This window comes from Aphanizomenon flos-aquae FACHB-1287, from assembly GCF_014698755.1.
Lineage (GTDB): Bacteria > Cyanobacteriota > Cyanobacteriia > Cyanobacteriales > Nostocaceae > Dolichospermum > Dolichospermum flosaquae.
On record NZ_JACJTO010000001.1, the window covers coordinates 130,630 to 157,132 of the forward strand.

Genomic DNA, 26,503 nt, shown 5'->3' on the forward strand with positions numbered 1-26,503 from the left:
AAATTCTGAGTAACTTTTCACCCTATCTTAAGATAGAAACTCAATTTTCATCATTACCGACTAGGAGATACCCTTGGTAAACACCTCAATTAAAACCACAAAATCACAAGAAATCTTTGCTGCTGCTCAAAAACTCATGCCCGGAGGAGTGAGTTCTCCCGTCCGCGCCTTTAAATCCGTCGGGGGACAACCCATAGTATTTGACCGCGTTAATGGCGCGTATATTTGGGATATAGACGGCAACAAATACATAGACTATGTTGGCACATGGGGACCAGCTATCTGTGGTCATGCTCACCCAGAAGTCATCTCCGCACTGCACACAGCCCTAGATAAAGGTACTAGCTTTGGTGCTCCCTGCGTCCTCGAAAACATTTTAGCCGAAATGGTCATTGATGCTGTTCCTAGCGTCGAAATGGTGAGATTTGTCAACTCTGGAACAGAAGCTTGTATGGCCGTCTTACGCCTCATGCGAGCCTTTACAAATCGAGAAAAAGTCATCAAATTTGAAGGCTGCTATCACGGACACGCTGATATGTTCCTAGTCAAAGCCGGTTCTGGAGTAGCTACCCTAGGCTTACCCGACTCCCCAGGAGTACCTAAAGCAGTCACAGCCAGCACCTTAACCGCTCCTTTCAATGATTTAGAAGCCGTAAAAGCCTTATTTGAACAAAATCCCCAAGAAATCGCCGGTGTCATTCTCGAACCTGTAGTTGGTAATGCTGGCTTTATTACCCCTGACGCTGGGTTTCTAGAAGGACTTAGAGAACTTACCCAAGAACATGGCGCACTATTGGTATTTGATGAAGTTATGACAGGCTTCCGCATTGCCTACGGTGGTGCACAAGCAAAATTTGGCGTTACCCCTGACCTAACCACCATGGGTAAAGTCATTGGTGGTGGTTTACCTGTTGGCGCTTACGGTGGCCGCCGCGAAATCATGTCAATGGTTGCCCCCGCAGGTCCTGTTTATCAAGCCGGGACGCTTTCGGGTAATCCTTTGGCCATGACAGCGGGAATTAAAACCCTAGAACTACTCAACAAACCCGGAACTTATGAGTATTTAGAAAAAATTACCAAACAATTAGCCGATGGATTACTAAAAATCTGCGCTGATACTGGTCATGCTGCTTGTGGTGGTAATATTAGTGCCATGTTTGGATTATTCTTTACCGCTGGACCCGTGCATAACTATGAAGATGCTAAAAAAGCCGATACCGCTAAATTTGGTCGTTTTCATCACGGAATGTTAGAGCATGGTATTTATCTAGCACCATCTCAATTTGAAGCTGGTTTCACTTCCTTGGCACATACTCAAGAAGATATCGAACAGACCTTAGCCGCAGCGAAAGAGGTGCTATCTAGTCTGTAAATAGGTAGAGGGCAGGGGGCAGAGCGCGTAATTTCAGCCCTGGACCACACCCTTTGCCTTTATGGCAGTTCCTATGCTTGTGAGGTGCAAATTACTTAATCAAAAGTATAGTTATTAAATTCTCTGATATAATCGAACAAAAGCATGATTAGTCCCATTAAGTTGACAGTTCATGAGCTATTGCGTAAATCCCACCTGTTCCTCTCCTAAAAATTCAGGCTCTAGCCAAATATGTGAGGCTTGCGGCTCAAAATTGATCTTGCACTGTCGCTTTCGACCTGTCAAACCACTAGGTCAAGGTGGTTTTGGGGCAACATTTTTGGCAATAGAGGAAAACTTGCCAGGTAAACCTCGTTGTGTAATTAAGCAATTACGTCCAGTCAGTAAAACTCCTCACCTATTGAAAATGGCAGGGGAGCTATTTGCCAGAGAGGCAGAAACTTTAGGTAGGATTGGTAATCATCCCCAAATACCCAGACTACTGGATTATTTTGAATATAATCAGCAATTCTATTTAGTTCAAGAATATGTCAGCGGCTTAACTCTCCAACAGGAGGTGATAAAAACCGGGGTTTATAATGAGGAGCGAATCAGGAATTTTTTACGGGATCTTATGCCATTACTGCAATACATTCATGAGCAAAAGGTAATTCACCGGGATATTAAACCAGCTAATTTAATCCGTCGTTCTCAAGATAGCAAACTTGTACTCATTGATTTCGGCGCTGTCAAAAATCAAGTCAATCAAATCACCTCTGGTGAATCTGAAGCCACAGCTTTAACCGCTTATGCAATTGGTACTTCTGGTTTCGCACCTCCAGAACAAATGGCCATGCGTCCCGTTTATTCTAGTGATATCTACGCAGTAGGAGTGACTTGTATTTATTTGCTGACGGCTAAAATTCCTAAGGATTTAGAATACAATCCCACCACGGGTGATGTGACGTGGGAACATCTAGTTAATATTAGTGATCATTTGACTACGGTATTAAAAAAGATGTTGGAAATGTCAGTACGCGATCGCTATCAAACAGCACAAAACGTACTCCAAGCTTTGGATATAGAGCCATATGTAGATAATTTAACTCAAGGCTTAGTATCCACACCCCCCATATCTGAAGATCCTGGTGTTCATAATTATACTTCTGATAAAAATAATTCTATAACGAAAATTGCTGAATCTATTCGATCTAGAAAAGAAAAAACGGCACCGGAATGGCAACGTGGATACACTCAAAAGGGAGGGTCTATATCTGAACAGCCTCCTGTCAGTAACCGAACTCATAGAAGCATCAATAATTACAGATCTCCATCTGTGCAAAAATTAGATACCAAAGGTCTATTAGTAGCCTATAACACAGGCGAACGGGATTTTTCCTGCTACAATTTTACGCTCTTGAATATAGTTAGAGGTAATCTATCAGGAGCTAATTTTCATTCTGCTCAATTTCATAAAGCCAATTTTCAAGGAACTAATCTTCAGAATACGGATTTTGGCGGTTCAAGTTTAAAAGAAGCAAATTTCAGAGATGCGAATTTAAGCAAGGCTTATTTTAGTAATGCTGATTTAGAAGGGGCGGATTTCAGAGGTGCTGATCTTAGTCGAGCTTATATGAGTCAAGCCAATCTCCGGGGAGCTAATTTGTCTGGAGCTAATCTTACTGGTGCTAAGGTAACTGACCAGCAATTAGCTGTAGCTAAAATGAATATGTTCACAGTGCGTCCTAATGGAAAGCGGAGTTTATTTTAATACTTAACCTCCTGAAAATATTTTGTCTCAAATATAGCAGTTCTCATACTTGTAAGGTACAAAGTTTGTTAGTTTTAGCGAACAGGAAACAGGGAACAAATTGGTGTGTACTTCATTAGACTGGGAAATATACCATTTATTTTTACTATTTTACTCAAACTGTCATCTGCTAACCATCTGACTTTCTATTTTAGCATATCATTTCTAAATGTTCATATCTGCCAAAAATCTGCAATTCATTTGTTATTTTCAATGCCATAAATTGACTAAATTACCTTATTTAGTCTACATCTATATTGTCAAATTTTCCAGAATTTGTGTTTTCTACCATACCTGAATTAGAGATTAATTTTCATCAACTAATTTTGAAACAGCACTGAAAAGGTATGCAGTTGTGCAAAACCACAAACTACAAAGTTCATTATCTTCTCAGTCTATTCTCCGATTAGCAATAGCTATTACTATGTTAGCATCTTTATCTGTGGCTAGTATTAGTGTTTTTATTGTTCTCAAATTTCGGGAAATAGATCATCAAAAGCCAGAAAATCCTGCGGTAGTAATACCAGAGATAAAAACAGTTACAGCACTCGGTAGAATTGAACCAGAAGGGGAGGTAATTAAATTATCAGCACCTATATCTGGAGAAGGAAGTCAAGTCGAAAAAATATTAGTTCAGGAGGGAGATATGGTAACAAAAGGACAGGTAATTGCTATTTTAAATACTAGAGAACGCTTGCAGGCAGAATTAACCGCAGCCAAAGCAGAAGTAAGAATAATTCAAGCTAAAATTGCCCAAATTCAAGCAGGTGCTAAACCTGGAGAAATTACGGCACAAAAAGCTATTATTGACAGACTAGTGGCCGAAAGTCAAGGTGATATTGATACTCAAAAAGCAATTTTAGAAAAATTACAAGCTGAATTACTCAATGCAAAAGCCGAAAATAAACGTTATCAGGAATTATATATAGAAGGGGCTATTTCCGCTTCTGAAAAAGATAGCAAAAACTTGAATATAGAAACTACAAAAAAAAGTCTCCAAGCAGCACAGTCACAGTTAAAAAAATTAGAATTAAGCAGTAAAGAAAAAATAAAAGAAGCTTCAGCTACACTAAACCAGATTTCCGAAGTGAGAAAAGTAGATATAGAAGTTGCAATAGCCGAATTAAATCGGGTAGATGTAAATGTGAAAAAAGCTACGATTAATCTTCAACAAGCTTATGTCAAATCTCCTCAAAATGGACAAGTATTTGAAATCTACACTCACCCAGGAGAATTAATTTCTAATAATGGTATAGCTGACATTGGTAAAACCAGTCAAATGTATGTAGTTGCTGAAGTTTACGAAAGTGATATTAATAAAATTATTCAAGGAAAAAATGTGCGGATAGTTAGTGATGTTTTTGCTCAAGAATTGCAGGGAAAAGTAGAAAGAATCGGTTTACAAGTCAGAAAGCAAAATCTCACCAATACAGATCCCTCCACCAATATTGATAATAGAATAGTAAAAGTTTATATCCGACTAAATAAGGCTTCTAGTCAGCAAGCCGCTAAATTTACTAATATGCAAGTTAAGACAATTATTAGTCTTTAATCAGTTCAATTATCAATTATCAGTTGTCAATTCTATGATTCCTATTTTTCAACAATTGCGACGAAGAATACCTTTAGGGTGGTTACAACTTACCCATGAAAAAAGTCGCTTATTGGTCGCAGTATCTGGTATTGCTTTTGCTGATGTTCTCATGTTTATGCAGTCAGGTTTTCAAACTGCTTTATATGATAGTAATACTAGATTACATCGAAGTTTACAGGCTGATATTATTCTTATTAGTCCTCAAGCCCGTAGTTTACAAAGTATGTCTATTTTCTCCCGCAGACGACTTTATCAAGCAATGGATGTTCCAGGGGTAAAATCCGCTGAACCCATGTATTGTAACCATATTATTTGGAAAAATCCCCAAACACATTTAGAAACAGGAGTTTTAATTATTGGCATTAATCCAGATAAACCAGCTTTTGATTTACCAGAAATTAATCAACAATTAGAGAAGATAAAATTAGCAAATACAGTTTTATTTGATCGATCTGCTAGGGGAGAATATCAAGAAGCAATCAAGCAAATTCAACAGGGTAAAACTGTCACAACTGAAATTAATGGCAGCACAATTACTATTAGTGGTTTATTTAAACTTGGTGCTTCCTTTGCGGCTGATGGTACTTTAATTACTAGCACTAATAACTTCTCACAAATATTTGCCAGACAGCCTACAAGTAGTGTGAGTATTGGTTTAGTTAAAATCAAACCAAATTATAAAACTGATCAAGTTGTTGCCCAATTAAAGGCTTATTTAAAAGATGATGTAAGAGTGCTAACTCATGCCGAATTTATTGAATTTGAAAATAAATTTTGGAGTAATAATTCTCCGATTGGGTTTATTTTCAATCTCGGTGTATCAATGGGATTTGTCGTTGGGGTAATTATTGTTTATCAAATTCTTTCCGCAGATGTTAATGCCCATTTACGAGAATATGCAACTTTTAAAGCCATAGGATATCCTCATTCCTATTTACTAACTATAGTTTTTGAAGAAGCTTTAATTTTAGCAGTTTTGGGATTTTTTCCAGGAGTAGCTGTATCCTTAGGACTTTATTATATCACCCGAACAGCGACAAATTTGCCCATGTATATGACGATTATTCGTGGTATCCAAGTTCTATTTTTAACTATTATTATGTGTGCTATTTCTGGAACAATTGCTACAAGCAAACTCCAATCTGCTGACCCTGCAGATATGTTTTAAATCGGATTTGCCGAAACTGATGGCCACCGCTTAATATAAAATAGATAATATCTAAAGTCTATTTTTTCTGCATTAAATTTTATGGCTTCTAATCCCAATTCTAACAAAGGCTTTGTCTACCAAGAATTTGGTAATGGTAGTTCACCCCCACTAGACCGCGCTGTAGAACGCGGAACCCCAGATTTACCCCCCAATCAGCAAAATGTCAGAATCCAGGCTACTCGTGCTGGACGTAAAGGTAAAACTGTTACAGTTATTACAGGTTTTCAAACTACACCAGAAACTTTGGCTACTTTATTAAAACAGTTAAAAGCCCAATGTGGTACTGGTGGCACGGTTAAAGATCATGAAATTGAAGTTCAGGGCGACCATAAACAGAAGATATTAGAGATTTTGGTAAAATTAGGTTACAAGGCTAAAATCAGTGGTGGTTGAAGAGTGCGGTTTCCCGTATTTTTCAGGAATCATCACGACAGCCTGTGATGTTAACTCTAGGGATGTGGATTAACAAGAGGATATCATGAATATGGATCTAGTTAGAATTGTAGTAGCGATTTTTATCCCACCTTTGGGCGTGTTTTTACAAGTAGGTTTTGGTCTAGACTTTTGGATTAATTTACTTTTGACTATCTTTGGTTTTTATATTTTGGGAATTGTTCACGCAGTCTGGATAATTGCCAAGAAATAATCATTTCTGAGAGGTAGCTTATATTTGTCTATCTCTCTTTTTGGACTAACTTTATCTTTAGTGCTTGAGTTAATTTTGCTATTTCTAGCACTTTTTAGTAAGCCCTAAATATTTATCACAAGTTTATGTAGTAAACTTGAAAATTATGAACTCTAAAGCGATCATTTTATCAGCAATTTTAGGAATTTCTACCCCTGCCATTATTGATATGGCTATTCCTAATCAAGCTATGGCTGTGCAAAAGTTTAATTATCCAAACAATACATTTAGCGACAAAGAGTGGACAGTGATTTTAAAGTTTACCAATAACTCTTATCACTACCATGGAATGCACACTAAAGGTTCTTCTATTAATTTATCTGGTGCTGTTGCTTCCGGTACTCATGAACGTCAAGTTTACACTTGGAATAATAATCGGACAAAATATCAAGTTACCTACCGACCAAATGATCCTAATTATATTCGGGTTCAGGTAATTAATAATAAAGGCAAAATCATTTTAAATCGTCTACTTCAAGCTATACCCTAAATGGTTAAACCTATGTTTTAACAATTTTTGTAAAGACGTTCCATGGAACGTCTCTACATTATTTGCTTATTCAGCCCAAGCGATTAATCTGGGTTCATAAGCACTAGAGAGGTATTGATTTCTAGGTAATACACGCAAAGATAAACCTTGCAAACCAGAAGTAGTATAAGTGATATTTGTGTTATAAACACTTAAACCTTCTGCGTCCTGTCCTTGATAACTCATCACCACAGGTATAGCATTGACAATATTACCGTTAGCATCAATAGAACCTTGATATAGTTCTACCTGTACATCATCATTACTCAAAGTCGCTAAATCAACCTTAGCTCTAACAGCTACATTTTGATTAACTTCAATATCTGATGCTGCGGATACATCAACATCCTTGATTTTGATACTAAACCATTTTTCACCTAATTTTGCCCCCCAAGCCGCTAATTCCTTAGCTGGTTCATAATTATCAACAGTGAGGGTATGATAGCGATCGCTCGCCGGGAAATAGGCTCTCACTGCATATTCTCTCACCATTCGGGCTGTATTAAAGAAAGGACAATTCAAGCGAATTGCATTTTTCATTTTTGCCACCCAAGGACGAGGTAAGCCATCACCATCACGATGATCATAGAACAAAGGAACAACTTCTTTTTCTAGTAACTCATAGAGAGCATTAGCTTCTATCTCATCTTGATAATTGGGATCTTCGTAATTCTCACCATGTCCGATAGCCCAACCAGTGCGAACATAATCCGCTTCATCCCACCAACCATCAAGAACGCTAAGATTTGGTAAGCCATTCATAGCAGCTTTCATACCACTTGTTCCAGAAGCTTCTATAGGACGACGGGGAGTATTTAACCAGATATCACAACCTGCTACCATTAAACGGGCGATGTGAATATCATAGTTAGGAACAAACACTACCTGTTTTTCTAAATGGTGTTCACGGATAAAGTGATTAATATCCCGAATTAATTCTTTCCCAGGGATGTCTTTGGGGTGAGCCTTTCCAGCAATTACAAACTGCACTTTCTGGTGCTTGTTACCGAGTAAAATTCGCTTGATTCGCTCCAAATCACGCATCCATAAAGTAGCACGTTTGTAGGTAGCAAAGCGACGAGCAAAGCCAACGGTGAGAACATTAGGATCAAGCACCTCTTGGGCTTGGGTAATATCGGAAGCAGAAGCACCGCGATCGCGTAAATGCTTAACCAAATGCTCCCGAACATATAAAACCATGTCTAAACGACAGCGTTCGTGATTCCGCCATAATTCCTCATCGGGAATTGCATCCATGCGTTCCCATAATTGACTATCTGGTGGTGCTGATGACCAATTGGGACCAAGATAGCGATCATATAACTCTTGAGTGGATTTACTCACACAACTACGGGCATGAACACCGTTAGTAATTGCAGCAATTGGCACTTCTTCCACTGGCAGTTTTTGCCACAAACCCTGGAACATTTGCCGAGAAACGACACCATGTAATTGTGCCACACCATTGGAGAATGTCGCCATTTTCAGTGCTAATATCGCCATACTGAAGGGACTAGACAAATCACCAGTATTTTCTCGTCCTAAACCTAAAAATTGCTCTTTTGGTAAATTAAAGATATCTGCATAGTAACCCAGATAATGTAAAATCTTATCAGGAGAAAATAGGTCAATCCCTGCGGGAACTGGAGTATGAGTAGTGAAGATATTACTAGAAGATACCACCTGTCTAGCTTCTCTGTAACTCAGTCCTTTTTCTTGAATCAGAATGCGAATACGTTCTAAAGCAGAAAAAGCCGCATGACCTTCATTCATGTGGTAAGCAGTAACTTCATACCCCAAAGCTTTCAACATTTGCACCCCACCTATGCCCAGCATAATTTCCTGGTGGATACGCATATCTATATCACCACCATACAACTGATCCGTGATATCGTGGTCGTAAGCTTTATTAGGTTCGATGTTGGTATCGAGCATATACAGGGGTACAGTCCCTACTTGGACACGCCACACCCGGGCATATACCTTGCGTCCGGGATAATCTACCGCAATTTGTAGTTCTGTTCCATCGGGATTGCGCTCCAAATGCAACGGCATATTATAGAAATCATTGATAGGATAGCGTTCTTGTTGCCAACCATCAGCATTGAGATACTGGGCAAAATAGCCTTGTTGATACAGTAATCCTACTCCTACCAGAGGTAATCCCAAATCACTAGCTGATTTAAGATGATCTCCTGCGAGTACACCTAAACCACCAGAATAGACAGGTAAGCAATCTACTAACCCAAATTCAGCGGAAAAGTAGGCATAACATTCTTGATTTTGCTGAGTTCTTTGTTTATTATACCAGGTTCGCTCTTGCAAATAATCGTCTAATTGCCGCGCTGCTCGATCTACTTGTGCTAAAAAGCCCTCATCTTCCACAACTTCTAACAACCGACTTTGGCTGATAGTTCCCAGCATTAATACTGGATTATGATGGCTAGATTCCCATAAATCAGGGTCTAAACGCCGAAATAGGTCTTTGCTCTCCACATTCCAATCGAAATGGAGATTATACGCTAGTTTCCGCAGGGGTTCTAGTCTAGATGGTAATGAAGGAGATACATTAAAAGTACGAATTGGCTGCATGGTTTAGAAAAACTTTAAGTTCAGCTATGGATATTGTTTACTGTTTTTACCTAATATTACCAATTTAATGACTTTGTTAAGAATTGGTAACTATTTAATTTTTAGATATAGACATTAAACTAACAGATATGCTGAGTCTAAGGGTTTTCCTGAGTCATTGTCAAAGTTTTAGTAAAAATTAATTATCTGCTGTATGTATAGATAGAATGGCAGTGTAGCGGTATGATCTAAAATACAGGTGAAAATAGGTAAAAAGCTGTTATGAAGTCTCAAAATGAAACAAAACTGCTGGTTTTTTCTCTACTGTTTACGACGACGTTATTAGGACTTGGCTTTTTATTATGGAATCAATTTAAACTGCCTACGGATGTTTCCCAAAAATATAATATTGCCCCCGATGCTGATTCTACACTAAAGCGAATCAGTTTAGGTGAGAAAATCTTAATTACTGATCAAATCAACTCAAATAAAGAAAAAGGAGTAGAAGCCTTTGCTCAGGGTGATTTTGAGGCTGCTAAAACCAATTTTCAAGCATCTTTGCGCCAAAATCACAATGATCCAGAAAGTTTAATTTACTTACATAATTCCCTGGGCAGTAGTAGTAACTATATCAAGATTGCGGTGAGTGTGCCCATCGGAGGGAATCTAAATGTAGCCAAAGAGATTCTGCGCGGTGTGGCTCAGGCTCAAGATGAGGTAAACCGCAATGGTGGTATTAATGGTAAACTTTTACAAGTAGCGATCGCTAATGATGATAATGATCCCACCCAAGTCCAACAAATAGCGACGCATTTTGTCAAAGATTCTAGCATTCTCGCTGTAGTTGGACATAACGCCAGTAACGCTTCTATTACTGCCGCACCAATATATCAGCAAGGGGGACTAGTGATGATTTCTCCTACCAGTTTCGCTCAAAATCTCTCTGGTATTGGTAGCTATATATTTCGCACAATCCCCAATATTAGTTCTCAGTCCGAACCCCTGGCTGTTTATACCCTCAAAACCGCCAATAAAACTAATGTTGCCTTATGTGTAGATTCTAAATCTATTGATAATCAATCTTTTAGGGATGAGTACGCCAAAAATATAGTAGCTGGTGGTGGTAAAATTAATCCCACCAAGTGCGATTTTTCCGCTGCTGATTTTAACCCAACTACAATGATTTCTCAATTAATTAGTAGTGGTGCTGATGCCTTGGTATTAGCTCCCTATATTGGTAGAATTAACCGGGCTTTAGAACTAGCAGCAGCAAATCAAGGTAAATTAGCACTGTTTGGTAGTCCGACATTATACACATTTCAAACATTAGAATCGGGGAAATCTGATATTAACGGTATGGTTCTTGCTGTACCCTGGCATCCAAAAGCCATTCTTGACAATCCTTTTGTTCAAAAAGCCACAAAACTTTGGGGGGGAAAAGTGAATTGGCGTTCAGCAACAGCTTATGATGCAACTATGTCAATCGCTAAAGGTTTACAGCAAGCTTACACCCGTGAAGCATTACAAAAAGTGCTACATAGTCCAGGTTTTTTTGTTAATGGTGCTACAGGTAAGATTGAATTTCAAGACTCTGGTGATATTAAAGGTAAAGCAATATTGGTCAAAGTGCAACCAAGTAAAAGCTTAACTGCTGGCTATGACTTTTTCCCGTTGCAATGAAGATAAATAGTGAGATGATGTTATTAACTATATCGAGAGAAAACCCAACACATAAGTATCTTACATTTAATGTTGGGTTGGACTTCGTTCTACCCAACCTACGGAACTGCTGTTCCCTATTCTCTCGCCAAAGGTACAAGATATAGGTAAGATAAATTAGTTGCTATTTACCAAACCTCCGGGAGTTAGTTCTATGTTGAGTTTAAAAATCGCTGTTTATATTGTTGTAGGCTTGTTTGTAAGCATTTTCATATTTGGGTTTTTGTCCAATGACCCAGCCCGTAACCCTGGTCGTCGGGATTCAGAATAAATATACAACAAATCACGCCTAACGGCTGGAAGGTAGAAACAGGCTAATATGTGATTTAACCTTCCGGCTATTCTTTGCTTTTTGGTCAATATGTTTCATCCTGTATTACCACCCCAGCTACCTCCAAATCTTGAATCTTTAAAACCTTTTCATCATCTTGCTTCTACTGCTGCTGTTAAGGTCAAAACTGATGAGGAAAAACTGATCATTGAGGGTCACAAGTATCAATCAAATAGCGACTTAGTTAGGAGAAATATTTCTGAAAACAAAGGTTGCAAATTTTTACCGACCTATCCTAAAATCAACGGTGAAGTTATTAATCAAAGTCAAGTTTTATTTCCCTGTAAATCAGTAGTTTTAGCTGAAACATCAACCCCTACAGTTAATTTACAGGAATCGGGGGGGAAATTTCATCTGTCTGTTGGTGAAAAGAAACCTGCTGTACCGGTGGAAAATATTATTAAATTTAAGCTAAGAAAGCCTGGAGATCAAGATTCACAACCTACTAATGTAGAATTTCCACCGTCACCCCAACTCCCAGCCCCAAAAAACACCCCACTGGGAGAACGCCGCGTGATTGAGGTAATTGCTGATCGCCAGGAGTATGATGAGCAAAGGCGTATTGTTACTGCTCAAGGAAATGTAGTTGTCAGATTTAATGAAGCCGTGATTGATGCTGATAGTTTGCACATCAATTTAGATAATTTGATTGCTGTGGGGGAAGGTAATGTAGCCTTAACTAGGGGTAATCAGGTACTTCAAGGACAACGTTTTACTTATAATTTTATTCAAGATAACGGGGAGTTAGAAAACGGTAAAGGTGAACTTTATATCCCCAGCACAGGTACAGATTTTAATTTTTCACCCACACTAGCTACAGATATTACACCCAGAACTGTCACCCGTCCTTTAAGTAATCGTGTTCGTGCTAATCAGCCGGTTATCGGTGTTAACAGTCCAGGAGGAATACAATTTAATATTGGTGGTCAATCAGATGCGCGAAATCTACCTGTACCTAAATCTGGGGGTGTAGTCAAGCGTTTACGTTTTGAAGCCCAACGCATTGAATTTTATCCCCGAGGTTTTCAAGCCCAAGATGTCAGAATCACTAATGATCCGTTTTCACCTCCTGAACTAGAGGTTAGGGCTGACCAGGTGACGGTGACGCGAGAAGCACCTTTAATAGACCGGATTGTTACCCAGCGTCAACGGTTGGTTTTTGATCAAAAAGTTGTTATCCCTATTCCTGTGAATCGTCGAACTATAGATCGACGGCCACGCCAAGTAAATCCGGCTATTGTCTCTCCTGGTTTTGATAATGGTAAACGGGGTGGTTTGTATATAGAACGAACTTTTGAACCGATTAATACTGATCAAAAACGTTGGGTGATTACACCCCAGTTTTATGTACAAAAGGCTTTGGGTAATGGCGATAATGTAGCCAGTTTATTTGGTGCGAAAAGCAAGCTGAATGCTGTTCTTAGTCCCAAATCTGTTCTAGAAGGTACGGGGGAGTTAACTAGCTTTGATTTTAATCAGGTGGAAGATAGTTTACGTGGAAGTTTGCGCTTCCGCCAAGCCTGGGGTGATGTCAATCCTTATACCTTGAGCCTAGAGACTAATTACCGCGATCGCTTGTATAATGGTAGTCTTGGTTATCAAACTGTACAAAGTAGTATCGGTGGAATTATCACTTCCCCCGTTATTCCTTTAGGCAAAAGCGGTATCAATCTTAGCTATCAAGGTGGTGCTCAATATATAGACGCAAATACAGACCGTCAAGATTTACTCTCCTCGGTGCGAAAAAATGACCGCATTTCTCTAAGTCGTTTACAGGGGAGTGTGGCGTTAAGTGGTGGTATCAATTTGTGGCAAGGGACAGCGTTAGCGGCCACAGCTAGTGAGGGATTAAAATATACATCTAATCCTGTTGTTCCCTATTTGCAAGCGATCGCTGGTATTACGGGAACTACTAGCTATTATAGTAGCAGAGATAACCAAAGCACTGTCACTGGTACTATCGGGTTAGTGGGACAAATTGGTAATTTTTCTCGCCCTTACTTAGATTATACGGCCTTTAATCTTACCTACTCCCAAGGAACTAATAGCGGTTTATCACCCTTTCTCTTTGACCGTTCGGTTGATAACAAAGTTCTGAATGCGGGTATTTCTCAGCAAGTTTATGGACCATTGCAACTGGGTTTGCAAACATCCGTTAATCTAGACACAGGTAAAGCCACTAGCACTGATTATACATTAGAATACACTCGTCGCACTTATGGTATTACTTTACGCTACAATCCTGTTTTACAATTAGGCGGCTTTAGTATTCGTATTAGTGATTTTAATTGGAATGGAGGTACAGATCCATTTTCTAATGAAGAAGTTAAACCCGTGGTTGGTGGTGTAATTTATCAAGATTAGTGATAAAAAAGATACCCAATTTTTTAAAAGAAGTATCTGACCCTGGTAAATACAGCAGTTCCCGGTATTATGAAGTAGAGACATTAATAATAAAACGCTTGTGGTGCGGGCATCTTGCCCGCACAAATTGTACATAGCTTGTACATAGCTCAAGCTAAACGTGCTGTTCTCCCTGTCTCTTTCCACTTACCTGGGTTTTCCGAGTGTAGTAATATAGATAACTGCCTCATCAATAGGGATACCCAGAACATCATTTACTTGATCATCAAAAAAGCCAGCGATACCACTGACCCCTAAATTTAACCGAATAGCTGCTAAATTTAGCCTTTGTCCTAAAATACCTGCATCTAAGTGTAAATAACGGTAAACACGGTCCCCATATTGGGCAATAGCATTTTTCAAATCAGCAGTATGAAATAGCACTGCACCTGCATCTCTACCTAATTCCTGTCCCAAACAGAGAAAATGTAATTCTCGACGGAAATTTTTAAAGCGAATTTGCCGTAATTCTTGAGCTTTAGGTGCATAATAATAACAGCCAGGATCTAATCCTTCCACTCCAGAAACCGCAACAAATGTTTCTATTAAATTCAAGTCAAAATAATCAGGGTGAGGATCTAAATCCTGGTCAAGATAATTTTGCGGTTGATAAGTAAAATCAAGTAAAGCTTTCAGTTCATCAAAACTCAAATCATCACCAGAGTAAGCACGAGTCGAACGACGTTTCTGGATGGTATTTGCTAAATTTACTAAATTTTCTCCCCAATAAATTGGTATAGTTCGAGTTGAAAACTTTTCACAAAAAGGAAAATTATATTTATCTTCTAAAGACTTTTCTAGTTCTACAGTTTGTACATTTAACTTACCAGTAGTATTAGCTGGAATTTGGGTATTGAGATGAAAATATTTTAGCAGTTGACCGTCAGGAACAGATAGATAATTAGTTTCAGTTGTAGATGGTAAAGCAGTCCGTCCTAGGGGTAAATTTTGACGCACATCTAATAAATCTGCCAAAGCTAAAACAGCGGTTGTTCCTTCTTGTTCATGATCAATATAGAGTAACTCATTAACAGCTTCATCTGCAAAACCGCCAATTAAATGAGCGCGATAATCAACAATATTACCAGCTAATTCAATATTACTTAAAAGATGTCCGGTATCCAAGAAAATTCGGCGATAAGCCCTATCTTCATAACGCCAAGCAGAACGATAAAAAACCGCAGTCGTAATAATAGCTAATTGGGTACTTTCTAGGGAAGAATGCCAAAAACAAGCGGCTTGTAAACCTTGCCAAACATCACTTTCCCAAAAGTGCATTAAAGAATGAGTCCGAGATTGATAATTATAAAGTCCCGGTGGTAGTAATGGCGTACCGCGAGAAACTAAATATACTTCAGCCGGATATAATCCTCCCGCACTAGGCGCGGAACGCAAGTATACTGTATTACCCAAAGAAGGCATTTTTGCCGTGAGTCCATAACTGTGAAATAATAGGTGAGATAGTCGCCACCACCATTTAGCATCTTGATGATTGGTAAGCGTTTCTGCTGTTTTTTCTAGATAGGGTTTCAGGTCAATATCAGAACCAATTTTGTATTCCTTAAACGGTACTGGTTGTTTGGCCCAATCTAGATTACGACTCTTAGAAGCCAGGGTTTCTGGGTGGTACTTAGTCCGGTCGTGATAGTATTGAGCGATGGATTGCTTGATTTCTGACATAGTAATTTTAATATCCTTGTTTTTCTACTCTTAATTTTGACATTCATTAGTTCCATTAATTCGTGTTAATCAGTACAATTATCAAAATTAAAAATTCAAACCAAAAAAGTCATGATTTCTGCTAAAATTCCCAATCACCTGTTCTGGAGAAGATTGAGCAAATGATGCCTGTACGTCAAACCCTGTTAACATCTGATATTCAACTTTCTTATTTAGAATGGAATCAAGGTCAAAAACCATTACTGTTATTACATGGTATGGCTGATCATGCCTTGGTTTGGTCTAGTTTGGGAGATTATTTAGCAGCAGATTATCATATAGTCGCGCCAGATATGCGTGGTCATGGTGAGAGTAGTAAGCCAGAACAAGATTATACTTTTGCCAGTGCGATTTGTGATTTGGAGGCATTAATGGATAAACTGGGGTGGTCTGCGGCTCATATTGTCAGCCACTCTTGGACGGGGAAATTAGCGGCTATTTGGGCGAGGGAGAACCCAGGTAGGTTAAAAAGTATCACATTAGTAGATCCCATTTTTATCTGGAAAATGCCTAGTTTTCTGAAAATCACATTCCCTTTATTGTATCGTGTCTTGCCTTTCCTGAAAAGCATGGGGCCTTTTGCAAGTTATGAGGAAGCTGAACAAAAAATTAAACAACTCAGTCAATATCAAAATTGGAGTTCTTTGCAACAGGAGGTTTTTCAAGCCGCAATTGAACAAAAACCCGACGGTACTTGGGGTAGCAAATTTACCATAGCAGCCCGTGATGGCATTTTTAACGCAGTCATGGAAGTACCAGGTTTTATTCACCCAGTTGACACACCTACCCTCTTTATACAACCGGAAAAAGGTGTGAACCGCCAAAATTGGCAAATTCAACCCTACAAAACCAACCTCAAAAATTTACTTATTCGTCAAGTCCCTGGAAATCATTGGCCATTTTTAACTAACCCAATTGAATTTAATCAAACAGTCGCCGTTTTTTTAGCAGCACAAACATGAGATAATCTTAAATCTTCACCAATCACCAATCACCAATTACCAATCACCAATTACCAATCACCAATCACCAATTACCAATTACCAATTACCAATCACCAATTACCAATCACCAAATTATGAGCCTTTGCATTAATCCAGTTTGTCCTCAACCCAACCACCCAGACAATGATGAAAACCGCTTTTGTCAAAGTTGTGGTTCTCAATTAGAATTAATCGGACGTTATCGAGTTTTACGTTTATTGAGTGATAAAACGGGATTTGGTAAAATTTACGAAGCCTATCAACAAGATAGTCCAAAAATTCTGAAAGTCCTCAAAGAAGAATTAACAAATGATAGTAAAGCCTTAGCACTATTTCAACAAGAAGCCAACGTTTTACAACAATTAAATCATCCTGGTATTCCGCAAACAGAAGGTTATTTTCCCTATCAAACCAGAAATAATCTCATATTGCATTGTATGGTGATGGAAAAGATTGAAGGACCTAATTTAGAACAATGGTTAAAACAACAACAAAACCGTCCTATTTCTGAAGTTCAAGCTATAGCTTGGTTAAAACAATTATTAGAAATAATAGCTTTAGTTCATGATCAAAAATATCTTCATAGAGATATTAAACCATCAAATATTATGATTCGTCCTGATGGACAATTAGTATTAATTGACTTTGGTACAGCTAGGGAAATTACCGGAACTTATCTAGTAAATGGTGGAGGAATAACAGCAATTTCATCATCAGGTTATAGTCCTTTAGAACAAATGCGCGGACAAGCTATACCTCAATCAGATTTTTTTGCATTAGGACGGACATTTGTATTTTTATTAACGGGATATCAACCCGGAGAATTATATGATCCTAATTTGGATATTTTAAAATGGCGACATCATGCAAATCACGTTTCTCCATTATTATTAGATTTAGTTGATTGGTTAATATCAACAGAAGTCAGTAAACGTCCTAGCAATGCTGAAGAGATTTCTAGAAGATTAGCAGAACTTGAAGATCAAATTATAGGAAATAGAGCAAACAACGTGAATATAGTAGAGGAACAAAAAACAGAATTAGTTAATCAAATAACTAATAATAATGATGTTATTCTTCCACAAGAACCACCGAAAAAATTACCATTATTCTCGTGGTTTACAGCTTTAATAGTTTCCTTATTACTACTTTGGTGGTTAGCTTTAGGATTTAGAGATAATAAATTCGTAGCTTTACCTTCTGACTATGGACAAACACCAGTTAAAAAAGGTAAAGTTGATTATTTTCCCTATGAAGAAGGGAAAGATAGTCAAGGAAGAGTTGCAGAGTTTAATATTGCAGTTTTATCAGTAGAATATAAATGGCAATTAGGCAGCACATATCAGATTAAATATAATGATCAAACTATGACCCTTGATTCCTTAAAATCCAATTTAGAACAAGAAGGAATCCAAAAAATTATGGAAAATCCCAGCGAGATTATTTCTGTAGGAACAGCTTCTTGTGAAGGTAATATTACCGCAGAACAAAGTCGTGCTTTAGAACGTTCTCAACAAATTCAACTATTAGGAAAAAAGATATTTAGTAGTACACCCAGTGTTAAAGGATATCGGTTATTAAATTTGGGACAATTTCAGAGAAAAGATTGTCAAGCTAACCAAGACTCAACAGCCTATCAACGCAGTATTATTATTATTGGGGTGAAAAAACAAGCAGAAGGTGTAATATTAGATGAAGCTTTAAGAGATAGATTAGATAAAAAACCATTTGCAGATTTTAAATTAGATGATTATTCTCTAGGTGCAGCAGATAAATTTAAAACCATACCCAGTAATTTATAGTAGTTATTTATGGTTAAAAAGATGAAAAAATAGGCTATTTAGCAACAAAAGGTAATTAAAAAATATTAAAAGATGAAAACAAATGAACGTAAATAAATTATTTTTAACATCTATTGCGACAATAACAGCAGTATTAATATCAGGTTCAGAGGATATAATAGCTAATTCAAAAGCAAAACAGCCTGGTAATTGTCCTGGTAAAAATCCTCAATTTAGTATTGAGTTTTTTCAGACTAATAATAATGGAGAAAGATATAAAAAAGGGATTAATCATATAATTATTTTTAATCCTCAATCTCCCAAGTTAGATTTTAAGGTAAATGTGGGTTTAGATCATCAGATTTATGCTAAAGATTCTAGGGGAAGATTTCGCAGAGAATATGTACCAAAACAGTTTCGAGAAATTATCACTGATAGTAATTCTAAATTAAATGGTAAATCACCAATTGCAGCTATTAATGCTGACTATATAGATCCAAAAAATCAACCACAAGGTTTAAATATTTCTCGCGGTGTTGAGTATTCAGGAGTATTTAAAAATAGACGTTCTTCTTTTGGAATATCATCAGCAAATCCTCAACAACGAAAAGCCACTATGGGGACTGGAAGAAGAGGAACAAATATTCTCAATTACAATATAGTGGGGGGGAATGGGAGATTTTATAATCAAGGAAAATTTAAAGATATTTGTCAAGCTTTAGGAAAATTTGCTTGTCAAGGTGCTACTAATCGTTCTTTAGTTGCTATTACTAGTAAAGGTTTTGTAATTTTCCTGGTAAATGATATAAAAGCTAATTCTCTTATTCAAGTTTCTGGTAATAATAAAGAATTACTACCCAATCAATTTGATGATGTTTTAACAGGAATTGCTAGAAATAACTGTTTAGGAACAATTCAGGAAGGAATGTTATTTGATGGAGGAATGTCTCCAGGATTGTTTTATAATAATAAAGTCTATGTCGAGAATTTAGGTCCAATTGGTTCGGTATTTTTAATTTATCAAAAGTAATCAAATCACACATTTATTTACTATGTTATCAGTCAAAGATGCAGAAACGATTATTTTCAATCATGTTCGACCTTTAAATCAAGAACATGATCTTGAAGTTGTGGATTTATTAACAGCATTTCATCGCATTTTAGCAACTCCTGTAATTAGTTCTTTGGATTTTCCTCATTGGGACAATTCCGCAATGGATGGTTTTGCTGTACGTTATGAAGATGTACAAAATTCAAATTCTGAAAATCCGACAATTTTAGAAGTTGTCGAAGAGATTCCCGCAGGATATGAACCCAAAATTACTATTAAAAAAGGACAAGCAGCAAGGATTTTCACTGGTGCAATTATACCAAAAGGTGCAGATACTATAGTTATACAAGAAAAAACTAAATTTCAGAAAAACCAAGTTTTTATTTTGGCTACACCTCAACCCCAAGAATTTATCAGAAAACAAGGGGACTTTTACCAAGCAGGAACGGAACTTTTACCAGCGGGAATTTCCCTCAACCCAGCGGAAATTGCGATTTTAGCCGCAGCACAACTGCCTAAAATCAGTGTTTTCCGTCGTCCACGGGTGGCTATTTTTTCTAGCGGTGATGAGTTGGTAACACCAGAACAAACCCTAAAACCCGGACAAATAGTAGATTCTAACCAATATGCTTTAGCGTCTTTAGTACGTGATTTGGGTGCGGAAGTATTAACATTAGGAATTGTTAAAGATAATCCTAGTTCCTTAACAGAAACTATAAATTATGCAATTAATAATAGTGATATAGTTATTTCTTCTGGTGGAGTTTCCGTAGGTGATTATGATTATATTGATAATATATTAGCATCTTTGGGGGCAGAAATTCATTTTCGTGCCGTGCAAATGCGTCCAGGAAAACCTTTAACATTTGCTACATTTCCTAATTCTCTTTATTTTGGTTTACCAGGAAATCCCGTTTCTGCATTAGTCACATTTTGGAGATTTGTAGAACCGACAATTAAAAAACTTTCAGGAATTAATCAAGGTTGGGAAAGTAAATTTATCAAAGTGAAATCTCATTCTGAATTAAAATCTAACGGGAAAATGGAAACTTATATTTGGGGTAATTTAAATTTAAATGATGGTATTTATGAATTTCAGCAAACCAGTGGTAACTTAAATTCAGGGAACTTAATTAACTTAGCACAAACCAACGCTTTAGCCATTTTACCAGTCGGAAAAACCCTAATTTCACCAGGAGAAGAAACCTTAGTTTTGCAAATAGGATAAAAGACAATTGACTCTCTGAGACTCTGCGCCTCTGCGTGCAAAAATAGATTACTTTCATAAGTCTAGCTATATTTTGTTGGGTTTCACTTCGTTCTACCCAACCTACAATTATCTTAGGTGTTAGTAAATTGTCTTTTATCAAGCAGAGGAGAATCTATATCTAAAAGCCAATTTTCATCAATCAATTCTAGATTTTCATTATAGATAAGAACTAACTCACCTATATTTTCAGGAAAATTCATAAGAGAAAACTTGAGTTTTAGAAACCGATTATCTTGGGTAACACCCACAAAACTGCTGATTAATTTTGCTTCTATGGGGTGAGGTAAAGTAATTGATTCATAATATTTATCCTGTTTATCCCAATAACCATTGATTGTATAACAGCATTGTTCAAGATGTTTTTGAACAAGAGAATTAGGATCTAAATTTTCTAATATCTCAGTTAAATCTTGCCAGATTTGGTGATTTTTCAATTGAAGTGTAGTCATAATTTATTCTGGATTAATGTTGTGTTACAAAACCAGGAAAATGTAATATACCATTAACATATTTGGCGTGAAACCGTCTATCACCACCGCTACCTAACACTTTAGATTTTAAATTATATCCTTTTTCTTGAGAATCAACAAGCCCAATACTACCCTGTGGGTGTACTAACCCTTTCGCAATTGCCTTTAAATGCTTTCCTTTACTATCATATCTTATACCTAATTTTATTTGTTCGTCGCTAAATGAAACTTGCAAATCATAGGTCGAAGAATATACAACGTCAGGTTGAATATCTTGCCAATTATTGGATAATGGTAAAACTTCCATGATATCTAATGGTTTACTGCTCTACTGATACCTTTATGGAATCGAATAATAAATTAAACAATAGTATCATGCAAGTTTAGGGACTTCTAAATAAAAAATGTCTCAAAACTGACGCAAAAAACCTCTCTATTTTTTCTTTCTCCGTGTCCTCCGTGGTTCATTCCAAATTAATTCTTCCCATTGCCAAAAGTGCCGTTCCATAGGCTGCTTCCGTATTAATAGATGAAACAATTGGTACTTTTAAATAACGTTGACGAATAGCAGTCCAAGTAGAATTTACAGCACCACCACCGGATGTATAAATATGAGTTAATGAATCAGCACCGAGATTTTGTAAAAGTTCATATCCTCTGGTTTCTATTCTAGCCATACCTTCTAATAAACCATGGAGAAATTCCTGATTTTGATTTGGACGTGGTTCTAGTTTCGGTAATAAATGGGGATCATTAACAGGAAAGCGATCGCCCGGTTGCAATAATGGATAATAATCTAACATACTGGCTTGAGTTGGATCAATTTCCGCGCTTAACCTCACCAAATCAACATCACTAAAGAATTTCTTTAAAACAGCGCCACCCGTGTTAGAAGCACCTCCAGTTAACCACAAATCACCTAAGCGATGACTATAAATTCCATATCGCGCATCTTCAACTCTGTGACGGCTTAAAAGTTTTAGTACCAACGTTGAACCCAGAGAAGTTACCGCTTCCCCCGGAAATTTAGCTCCACTGGCTAAAAAAGCCGCAATACTATCTGTTGTACCTGCAACCACCAAACAATCAGCTTTAAAGCCAAAATCAGCCACTATCTGTGGAAGTAATTCACCAATAGGTATTCCCGGTGGAAAGACCTGGGGTAAATTAAGGGGAATTTGTAGCTGTTGTAACCATGCTGGATATTGCAATTTTTCCACGTCATAACCCAACTTTAAGGCATTGTGGTAATCACTAATACCTAACTTTCCATGCAAGAGAAATCCCAACCAATCGGCTTGATGTAGTAAATATCTAGCTTTTGTAAAAGTAGGTAATTCTTGCATCCAGAGGAGTTTCGCTAGACTTGATGTAGCACTTAATACAGTATGATTGGGTGGTGCAATTGCCGTCAACCGTTCTAAAGCCATAGCTCCCCGACTGTCGTTGTACAATAGAGGTGCGTCTACTGGCTTTCCAGTCTCGTCAGTCAGCAAAATAGTGGAAGAAGTGCCATTAATAGCAATTGCCCCTATTTCCTTCCTGAAAACCCCCGGAATTTGCCCTAATAGACTCCATAAAGCCTGTTGCCAACAAGTTACCCAATCAACCGTCTCAACGTGCCAGCAATGACGCATTTGGGACAGAATTCGACCCTCTTCATCAATTACCACACCCCGTGCGCCAGAGGTGCCAAAGTCAATACCGAGTGATAAAGTCATAAATTAAGGTAATAGGGAGCAGGGGAGCAGGGGGAGAAGATTGGTATTTAGTCTTCCCATTGACCATTGACTATTGACCACTGACCAATGACAACTAACAAATCCCCGGTTTTTGTTGCATATTGTAACAAGATGTTTCCTAATCTTGCTAAAACAGGGAAAAGTAGTAAACGAAGTCTTGAAAATCTAGTTCAACTTAGGAGGATTTCCATCATGGCTCTCACAGATACCCAAGTTTACATTGCATTGGCTGTGGCACTAATTCCAGGAATTTTGGCTTGGCGTTTAGCTACAGAACTATACAAATAACACCAATGTAACCTTATTACAGGTGATTAGTGCTAGTATGAGGGGCCTGGTTTCCAAATTCTTGTGGTTCTAAGCTATGAGAATTTTGGAAATTGGCCTTTACCTTCAATACCTTGCCCGTTTTTTTGTAGGTTGGGTTAAGCGACAGTGCGACCCGACGCTTATGTTGGGCTTAGTACCTCAACCCAATCTACAAATCAAGACTTTTTGGATTTGGACAAGTTATTGAACTTACTAGGTGATATTTTGCTCATCTTCACACCTGTATAAATTTCCCAGAAATTGAAGTATCATGGCAGCTAAATTAAGCCGCAATTAGCACCTGTTTGCTTTTGACGGTAATTGCCGGAAATTATGCAAGCCTTTTGTTAGCACTATGAATGCGTTTCAACCATCTAGACCTCCTTTAAAACCAGTAGAACAACGCCGAACCATACCAAGACCTAAACGACGGCTACGGCAACGAGCTTATCAGTTAATGGCGTTGGAAACTACAGCTAAAGTAACAGTTAACATAGTTATTAGTGCGGCAGCGGTATCTGCTCTAGTACAATTGTTGCCTTATCATTGGCTACAACAAGACAAGTTGCGAGAAGTCCGTACCGAAGTAAAAGTTATGGAAGGACGTGTGCAAAATTTGCAGACAGAATTTAGCCGCAATTTTGATCCCAGTGAAGCCAAAAGTATTATGCAACAAAAATCATTTCGCTTTGACCCTAATCAGCGTCCAGTTATATTGATGAATCCAGATCAGGGTATAACGGAACAATCAACTTTAGCACCATAAAAGCGCGGAAAAGATAAGACTCATCAATGTACAAATTTAGTCATCTACCAAATTATTCTTCAAAAAATAGCAACTCGTTTAACCAAGTTTCGATTTGTAAGCGTAAGCGATAACCGATAACATCTTTATCCTTCAGTAATGGTAGTTTCGCTAAAGCTCGACGATAATCTGCAATTGCACAATTCCAATCGCCCCAAAGATGATAAGTTCGTCCCCGTTCAGCCCAAATATGTCCTTTAAGTTGACCAAACAACATAGCAATTTCTAAATTTTCAATGGCTTCCCCGTACTCTTCTAAATCACGTAAAGTAATACTACGATTAATCCAAGCTCGAACATGATGGGGATTAATATCTAGTGCCTGTTCATAATCAGATAACGCGGCTGTTAATTGACCACAAGCAGCATAATAATTAGCCCGGTTATTGTAGGCACTAGCTAGTTTAGAATTTAAGTCTAAAGCTTTGTTATAATCACGGAGGGCTTTTTGTCTGTCACCACTTTGAAAATAAATTAGCCCTCGGTTATTGTAATCAACAGCATTTTCGGGATGATGGTCAATTAGATAACTTAATAGAGCGATTGCCTTAGTATAATCCCCTTGTTGTGCTAACTTCAAAGCACAAGAGCGTAGATAACGTTCTTCCAACATTGATTGATCACCATCCTGTAACCGCGCACATTGATAACAAAAATTGTTTTGATCAAAAAGGCATACTTGATTGTTTTGAATGCCAGAATTTAAAAAAGAGTGCTTGTTCATAATGTTGCCTATTGAATTTACTTGGCTTGTCAAATAAAATTACATTTTTCGTAACAGGAGGGATCTAGGATGATGGGAGGATGTGGATTTTATATCCAACAACAACAGGAGTCATAAACCTAATAATGTATACTTCATACCCAAGCTCAATTCCTGAATCAGTAAAATTCTGAAGAATTGAAGTGTAGATTTTGATGATGACGGCCAAGAAGCGAGAGAAATTTTTACCAAAAACAACTGACAAGTGACAAGTGACAACTGACAAACCCCTAATTACCAATTCTAGAAGAGACATTTCTCATGACAACAACAATTTCTTATGCCGATGCTAATGACCTGAATACTGATGACTACATTGTTATTGGTTTAGCTACTTGCTTCTATAAAGAAGATGGGGAAGTACATCAAATTGAAGTGATAGAACCCATTCCTTCAGCGGCCTTAGAAGCTATATGTAAAAACATTCCCACATCTTACAGATTGGCTTATGCAACGAACTTAGGATCTGTGTTAGATGGTGATAAAATGCTATTGCCAGAAGGTTTCCCAGCCTCTGCTCAATTTGGAGATGAGTTTCCATTACGGTTGTTTTCTGCGGCTCGTACCTATAAACGCCGTGAAGCTGCCCAAAATCTGATTCCCCTAGGAGCAACTAAAATGGATTTGAATTATTCGATAGAGCGCAAACGGGTACTGAATGCGGCTAGAGTTGTCACTAAAGACGACAACATCAAACAACACTCTCACACTCACAAAGTTCTTTAATTTCAGAAATTTCAGATGACTATATTGAAACTTTACGGCGGTGCTCGTAGTCGGGCTGCAATTATCCAATGGTACTTAGAGGAACTGGAAATTCCTTATGAGGTTGTACTTTTGGATATGCAAGCAGGGGAACACCTCCGGCCTGATTTTCTGAAAATTAACCCTATGGGTAAAGTTCCCGCTATCGTTGACGGTGATTTTCGGCTTTGGGAATCAGGAGCTATTTTGCTTTATTTGGCGGAAAAATACGGTAGAATGGCGTTTTCTCTGGAAGAAAAAGCTATCTTTGCCCAGTGGGTATTATTTGCCAATTCTAGTTTAGGAACAGGTATTTTTATAGAGGCCAATCGTGAACGAGAAATGCCACGATTATTGACTCCTGTAAATGAAATTTTGGGAAATCAGCCTTTTTTACTAGGTAATGATTTTACCGTTGCAGATGTGGCTGTGGGATCAATTCTTTGCTATATTCCCATTATGCTCAAATTAGATTTGAGTGCTTATCCGGCAATTGTGAAGTATATTCAGTCAATGTCTGAACGTCCCGCATTTCAAAAAAGTATCGGTGCAAGGAAGTAAGTAGGCTAATATCACGGCTGAATACTAACGATAATTTTTAATGTCAATACTTAATTGATAATTGTTAATTGACAGTTATCAATTATACTCCAATAGCAAGGA

The 26,503-nt window shown here is 37.7% G+C and carries 24 protein-coding genes; 18 read left to right on the forward strand and 6 right to left on the reverse strand.

The window, feature by feature from the left end:
• The first annotated feature begins 73 nt into the window (after positions 1 to 73).
• The 7 genes from hemL to H6G44_RS00615 all read left to right on the forward strand — a co-directional run bounded on the left by hemL (position 74) and on the right by H6G44_RS00615 (position 7,140).
• The gene (hemL, locus tag H6G44_RS00585) at positions 74 to 1,372 is read left to right on the forward strand and encodes a glutamate-1-semialdehyde 2,1-aminomutase (RefSeq protein ID WP_190386099.1); all 1,299 of its coding nucleotides are present in this window, start codon (positions 74 to 76) and stop codon (positions 1,370 to 1,372) included.
• A gap of 172 nt (positions 1,373 to 1,544) precedes the next feature.
• The gene (locus H6G44_RS00590; protein WP_190386098.1) at positions 1,545 to 3,122 is read left to right on the forward strand and encodes a serine/threonine-protein kinase; all 1,578 of its coding nucleotides are present in this window, start codon (positions 1,545 to 1,547) and stop codon (positions 3,120 to 3,122) included.
• A 394-nt stretch (positions 3,123 to 3,516) separates the two neighbouring features.
• The gene (locus H6G44_RS00595) at positions 3,517 to 4,713 is read left to right on the forward strand and encodes an ABC exporter membrane fusion protein (RefSeq protein WP_190386097.1); all 1,197 of its coding nucleotides are present in this window, start codon (positions 3,517 to 3,519) and stop codon (positions 4,711 to 4,713) included.
• 34 nt (positions 4,714 to 4,747) lie between these two features.
• Positions 4,748 to 5,923, forward strand: coding sequence for an ABC transporter permease DevC (gene devC, locus H6G44_RS00600; RefSeq protein ID WP_190386096.1), 1,176 nt, complete (start codon positions 4,748 to 4,750; stop codon positions 5,921 to 5,923).
• An 81-nt stretch (positions 5,924 to 6,004) separates the two neighbouring features.
• Entirely contained in the window at positions 6,005 to 6,358 is a 354-nt protein-coding gene (locus H6G44_RS00605) for a translation initiation factor (RefSeq protein WP_190386095.1), read from the forward strand.
• Between the two features lie 91 nt (positions 6,359 to 6,449).
• A complete protein-coding gene (locus H6G44_RS00610) occupies positions 6,450 to 6,611 on the forward strand; it encodes a YqaE/Pmp3 family membrane protein (RefSeq protein ID WP_190386094.1) in 162 nt (53 codons plus the stop codon).
• Positions 6,612 to 6,756: 145 nt separating this feature from the next.
• Positions 6,757 to 7,140, forward strand: a complete 384-nt coding sequence (locus H6G44_RS00615; RefSeq protein ID WP_190386093.1) for a hypothetical protein — start codon at positions 6,757 to 6,759, stop codon at positions 7,138 to 7,140.
• 66 nt (positions 7,141 to 7,206) lie between these two features.
• Here the strand turns inward: H6G44_RS00615 and glgP are convergent, their stop codons facing one another.
• Positions 7,207 to 9,771 (reverse strand): alpha-glucan family phosphorylase, encoded by a 2,565-nt coding sequence (glgP, locus tag H6G44_RS00620; protein WP_190386092.1) that lies wholly within the window; start codon positions 9,769 to 9,771, stop codon positions 7,207 to 7,209.
• Between the two features lie 261 nt (positions 9,772 to 10,032).
• Here glgP and H6G44_RS00625 point away from each other — a divergent pair, with 261 nt between their 5' ends.
• From H6G44_RS00625 to H6G44_RS00635, 3 genes are all read left to right on the forward strand, one after another.
• A complete protein-coding gene (locus H6G44_RS00625; protein WP_190386091.1) occupies positions 10,033 to 11,430 on the forward strand; it encodes an ABC transporter substrate-binding protein in 1,398 nt (465 codons plus the stop codon).
• A 193-nt stretch (positions 11,431 to 11,623) separates the two neighbouring features.
• The gene (locus tag H6G44_RS00630) at positions 11,624 to 11,740 is read left to right on the forward strand and encodes a photosystem II reaction center protein I (protein ID WP_190386090.1); all 117 of its coding nucleotides are present in this window, start codon (positions 11,624 to 11,626) and stop codon (positions 11,738 to 11,740) included.
• Between the two features lie 90 nt (positions 11,741 to 11,830).
• Positions 11,831 to 14,164, forward strand: coding sequence for a DUF3769 domain-containing protein (locus tag H6G44_RS00635; RefSeq protein WP_190386089.1), 2,334 nt, complete (start codon positions 11,831 to 11,833; stop codon positions 14,162 to 14,164).
• 186 nt (positions 14,165 to 14,350) lie between these two features.
• Here the strand turns inward: H6G44_RS00635 and H6G44_RS00640 are convergent, their stop codons facing one another.
• On the reverse strand, positions 14,351 to 15,883 hold the full coding sequence (locus H6G44_RS00640; protein ID WP_190386088.1) for a SagB/ThcOx family dehydrogenase: 1,533 nt from the start codon (positions 15,881 to 15,883) through the stop codon (positions 14,351 to 14,353).
• Positions 15,884 to 16,044: 161 nt separating this feature from the next.
• On the opposite strand from H6G44_RS00640, the gene H6G44_RS00645 reads away from it, so the two are divergent.
• From H6G44_RS00645 to H6G44_RS00660, 4 genes are all read left to right on the forward strand, one after another.
• Complete coding sequence (locus tag H6G44_RS00645) at positions 16,045 to 16,884, forward strand: alpha/beta fold hydrolase (RefSeq protein WP_242031688.1); 840 nt, start codon at positions 16,045 to 16,047, stop codon at positions 16,882 to 16,884.
• A 116-nt stretch (positions 16,885 to 17,000) separates the two neighbouring features.
• Positions 17,001 to 18,707: a serine/threonine-protein kinase gene (locus tag H6G44_RS00650; RefSeq protein ID WP_190386087.1), complete on the forward strand. Its 1,707-nt coding sequence runs from the start codon at positions 17,001 to 17,003 to the stop codon at positions 18,705 to 18,707.
• 82 nt (positions 18,708 to 18,789) lie between these two features.
• Positions 18,790 to 19,716, forward strand: coding sequence for a phosphodiester glycosidase family protein (locus H6G44_RS00655; protein ID WP_190386086.1), 927 nt, complete (start codon positions 18,790 to 18,792; stop codon positions 19,714 to 19,716).
• 22 nt (positions 19,717 to 19,738) lie between these two features.
• Positions 19,739 to 20,965, forward strand: a complete 1,227-nt coding sequence (locus H6G44_RS00660; RefSeq protein WP_190386085.1) for a molybdopterin molybdotransferase MoeA — start codon at positions 19,739 to 19,741, stop codon at positions 20,963 to 20,965.
• A 113-nt stretch (positions 20,966 to 21,078) separates the two neighbouring features.
• Here H6G44_RS00660 and H6G44_RS00665 read toward each other — a convergent pair whose 3' ends face one another.
• The 3 genes from H6G44_RS00665 to H6G44_RS00675 form a co-directional block, all read right to left on the reverse strand.
• On the reverse strand, positions 21,079 to 21,456 hold the full coding sequence (locus tag H6G44_RS00665) for a hypothetical protein (RefSeq protein WP_190386084.1): 378 nt from the start codon (positions 21,454 to 21,456) through the stop codon (positions 21,079 to 21,081).
• A gap of 13 nt (positions 21,457 to 21,469) precedes the next feature.
• Positions 21,470 to 21,784 (reverse strand): hypothetical protein, encoded by a 315-nt coding sequence (locus H6G44_RS00670; RefSeq protein ID WP_190386083.1) that lies wholly within the window; start codon positions 21,782 to 21,784, stop codon positions 21,470 to 21,472.
• A 157-nt stretch (positions 21,785 to 21,941) separates the two neighbouring features.
• Positions 21,942 to 23,198: an FGGY-family carbohydrate kinase gene (locus H6G44_RS00675; protein ID WP_190386082.1), complete on the reverse strand. Its 1,257-nt coding sequence runs from the start codon at positions 23,196 to 23,198 to the stop codon at positions 21,942 to 21,944.
• Between the two features lie 213 nt (positions 23,199 to 23,411).
• On the opposite strand from H6G44_RS00675, the gene psaM reads away from it, so the two are divergent.
• The gene (gene psaM / locus H6G44_RS00680) at positions 23,412 to 23,507 is read left to right on the forward strand and encodes a photosystem I reaction center subunit XII (RefSeq protein WP_190386081.1); all 96 of its coding nucleotides are present in this window, start codon (positions 23,412 to 23,414) and stop codon (positions 23,505 to 23,507) included.
• Between the two features lie 376 nt (positions 23,508 to 23,883).
• Positions 23,884 to 24,294: a slr1601 family putative cell division protein gene (locus H6G44_RS00685; protein ID WP_190386080.1), complete on the forward strand. Its 411-nt coding sequence runs from the start codon at positions 23,884 to 23,886 to the stop codon at positions 24,292 to 24,294.
• Between the two features lie 52 nt (positions 24,295 to 24,346).
• Here the strand turns inward: H6G44_RS00685 and H6G44_RS00690 are convergent, their stop codons facing one another.
• Positions 24,347 to 25,057 (reverse strand): tetratricopeptide repeat protein, encoded by a 711-nt coding sequence (locus H6G44_RS00690; RefSeq protein WP_190386079.1) that lies wholly within the window; start codon positions 25,055 to 25,057, stop codon positions 24,347 to 24,349.
• Between the two features lie 300 nt (positions 25,058 to 25,357).
• Between H6G44_RS00690 and H6G44_RS00695 the strand changes: the two genes are divergently transcribed.
• Both H6G44_RS00695 and H6G44_RS00700 read left to right on the forward strand, forming a co-directional pair.
• Positions 25,358 to 25,822 (forward strand): hypothetical protein, encoded by a 465-nt coding sequence (locus H6G44_RS00695; protein ID WP_190386078.1) that lies wholly within the window; start codon positions 25,358 to 25,360, stop codon positions 25,820 to 25,822.
• Positions 25,823 to 25,843: 21 nt separating this feature from the next.
• Positions 25,844 to 26,401: a glutathione S-transferase family protein gene (locus H6G44_RS00700; RefSeq protein ID WP_190386104.1), complete on the forward strand. Its 558-nt coding sequence runs from the start codon at positions 25,844 to 25,846 to the stop codon at positions 26,399 to 26,401.
• The last annotated feature ends 102 nt before the right edge of the window (positions 26,402 to 26,503 follow it).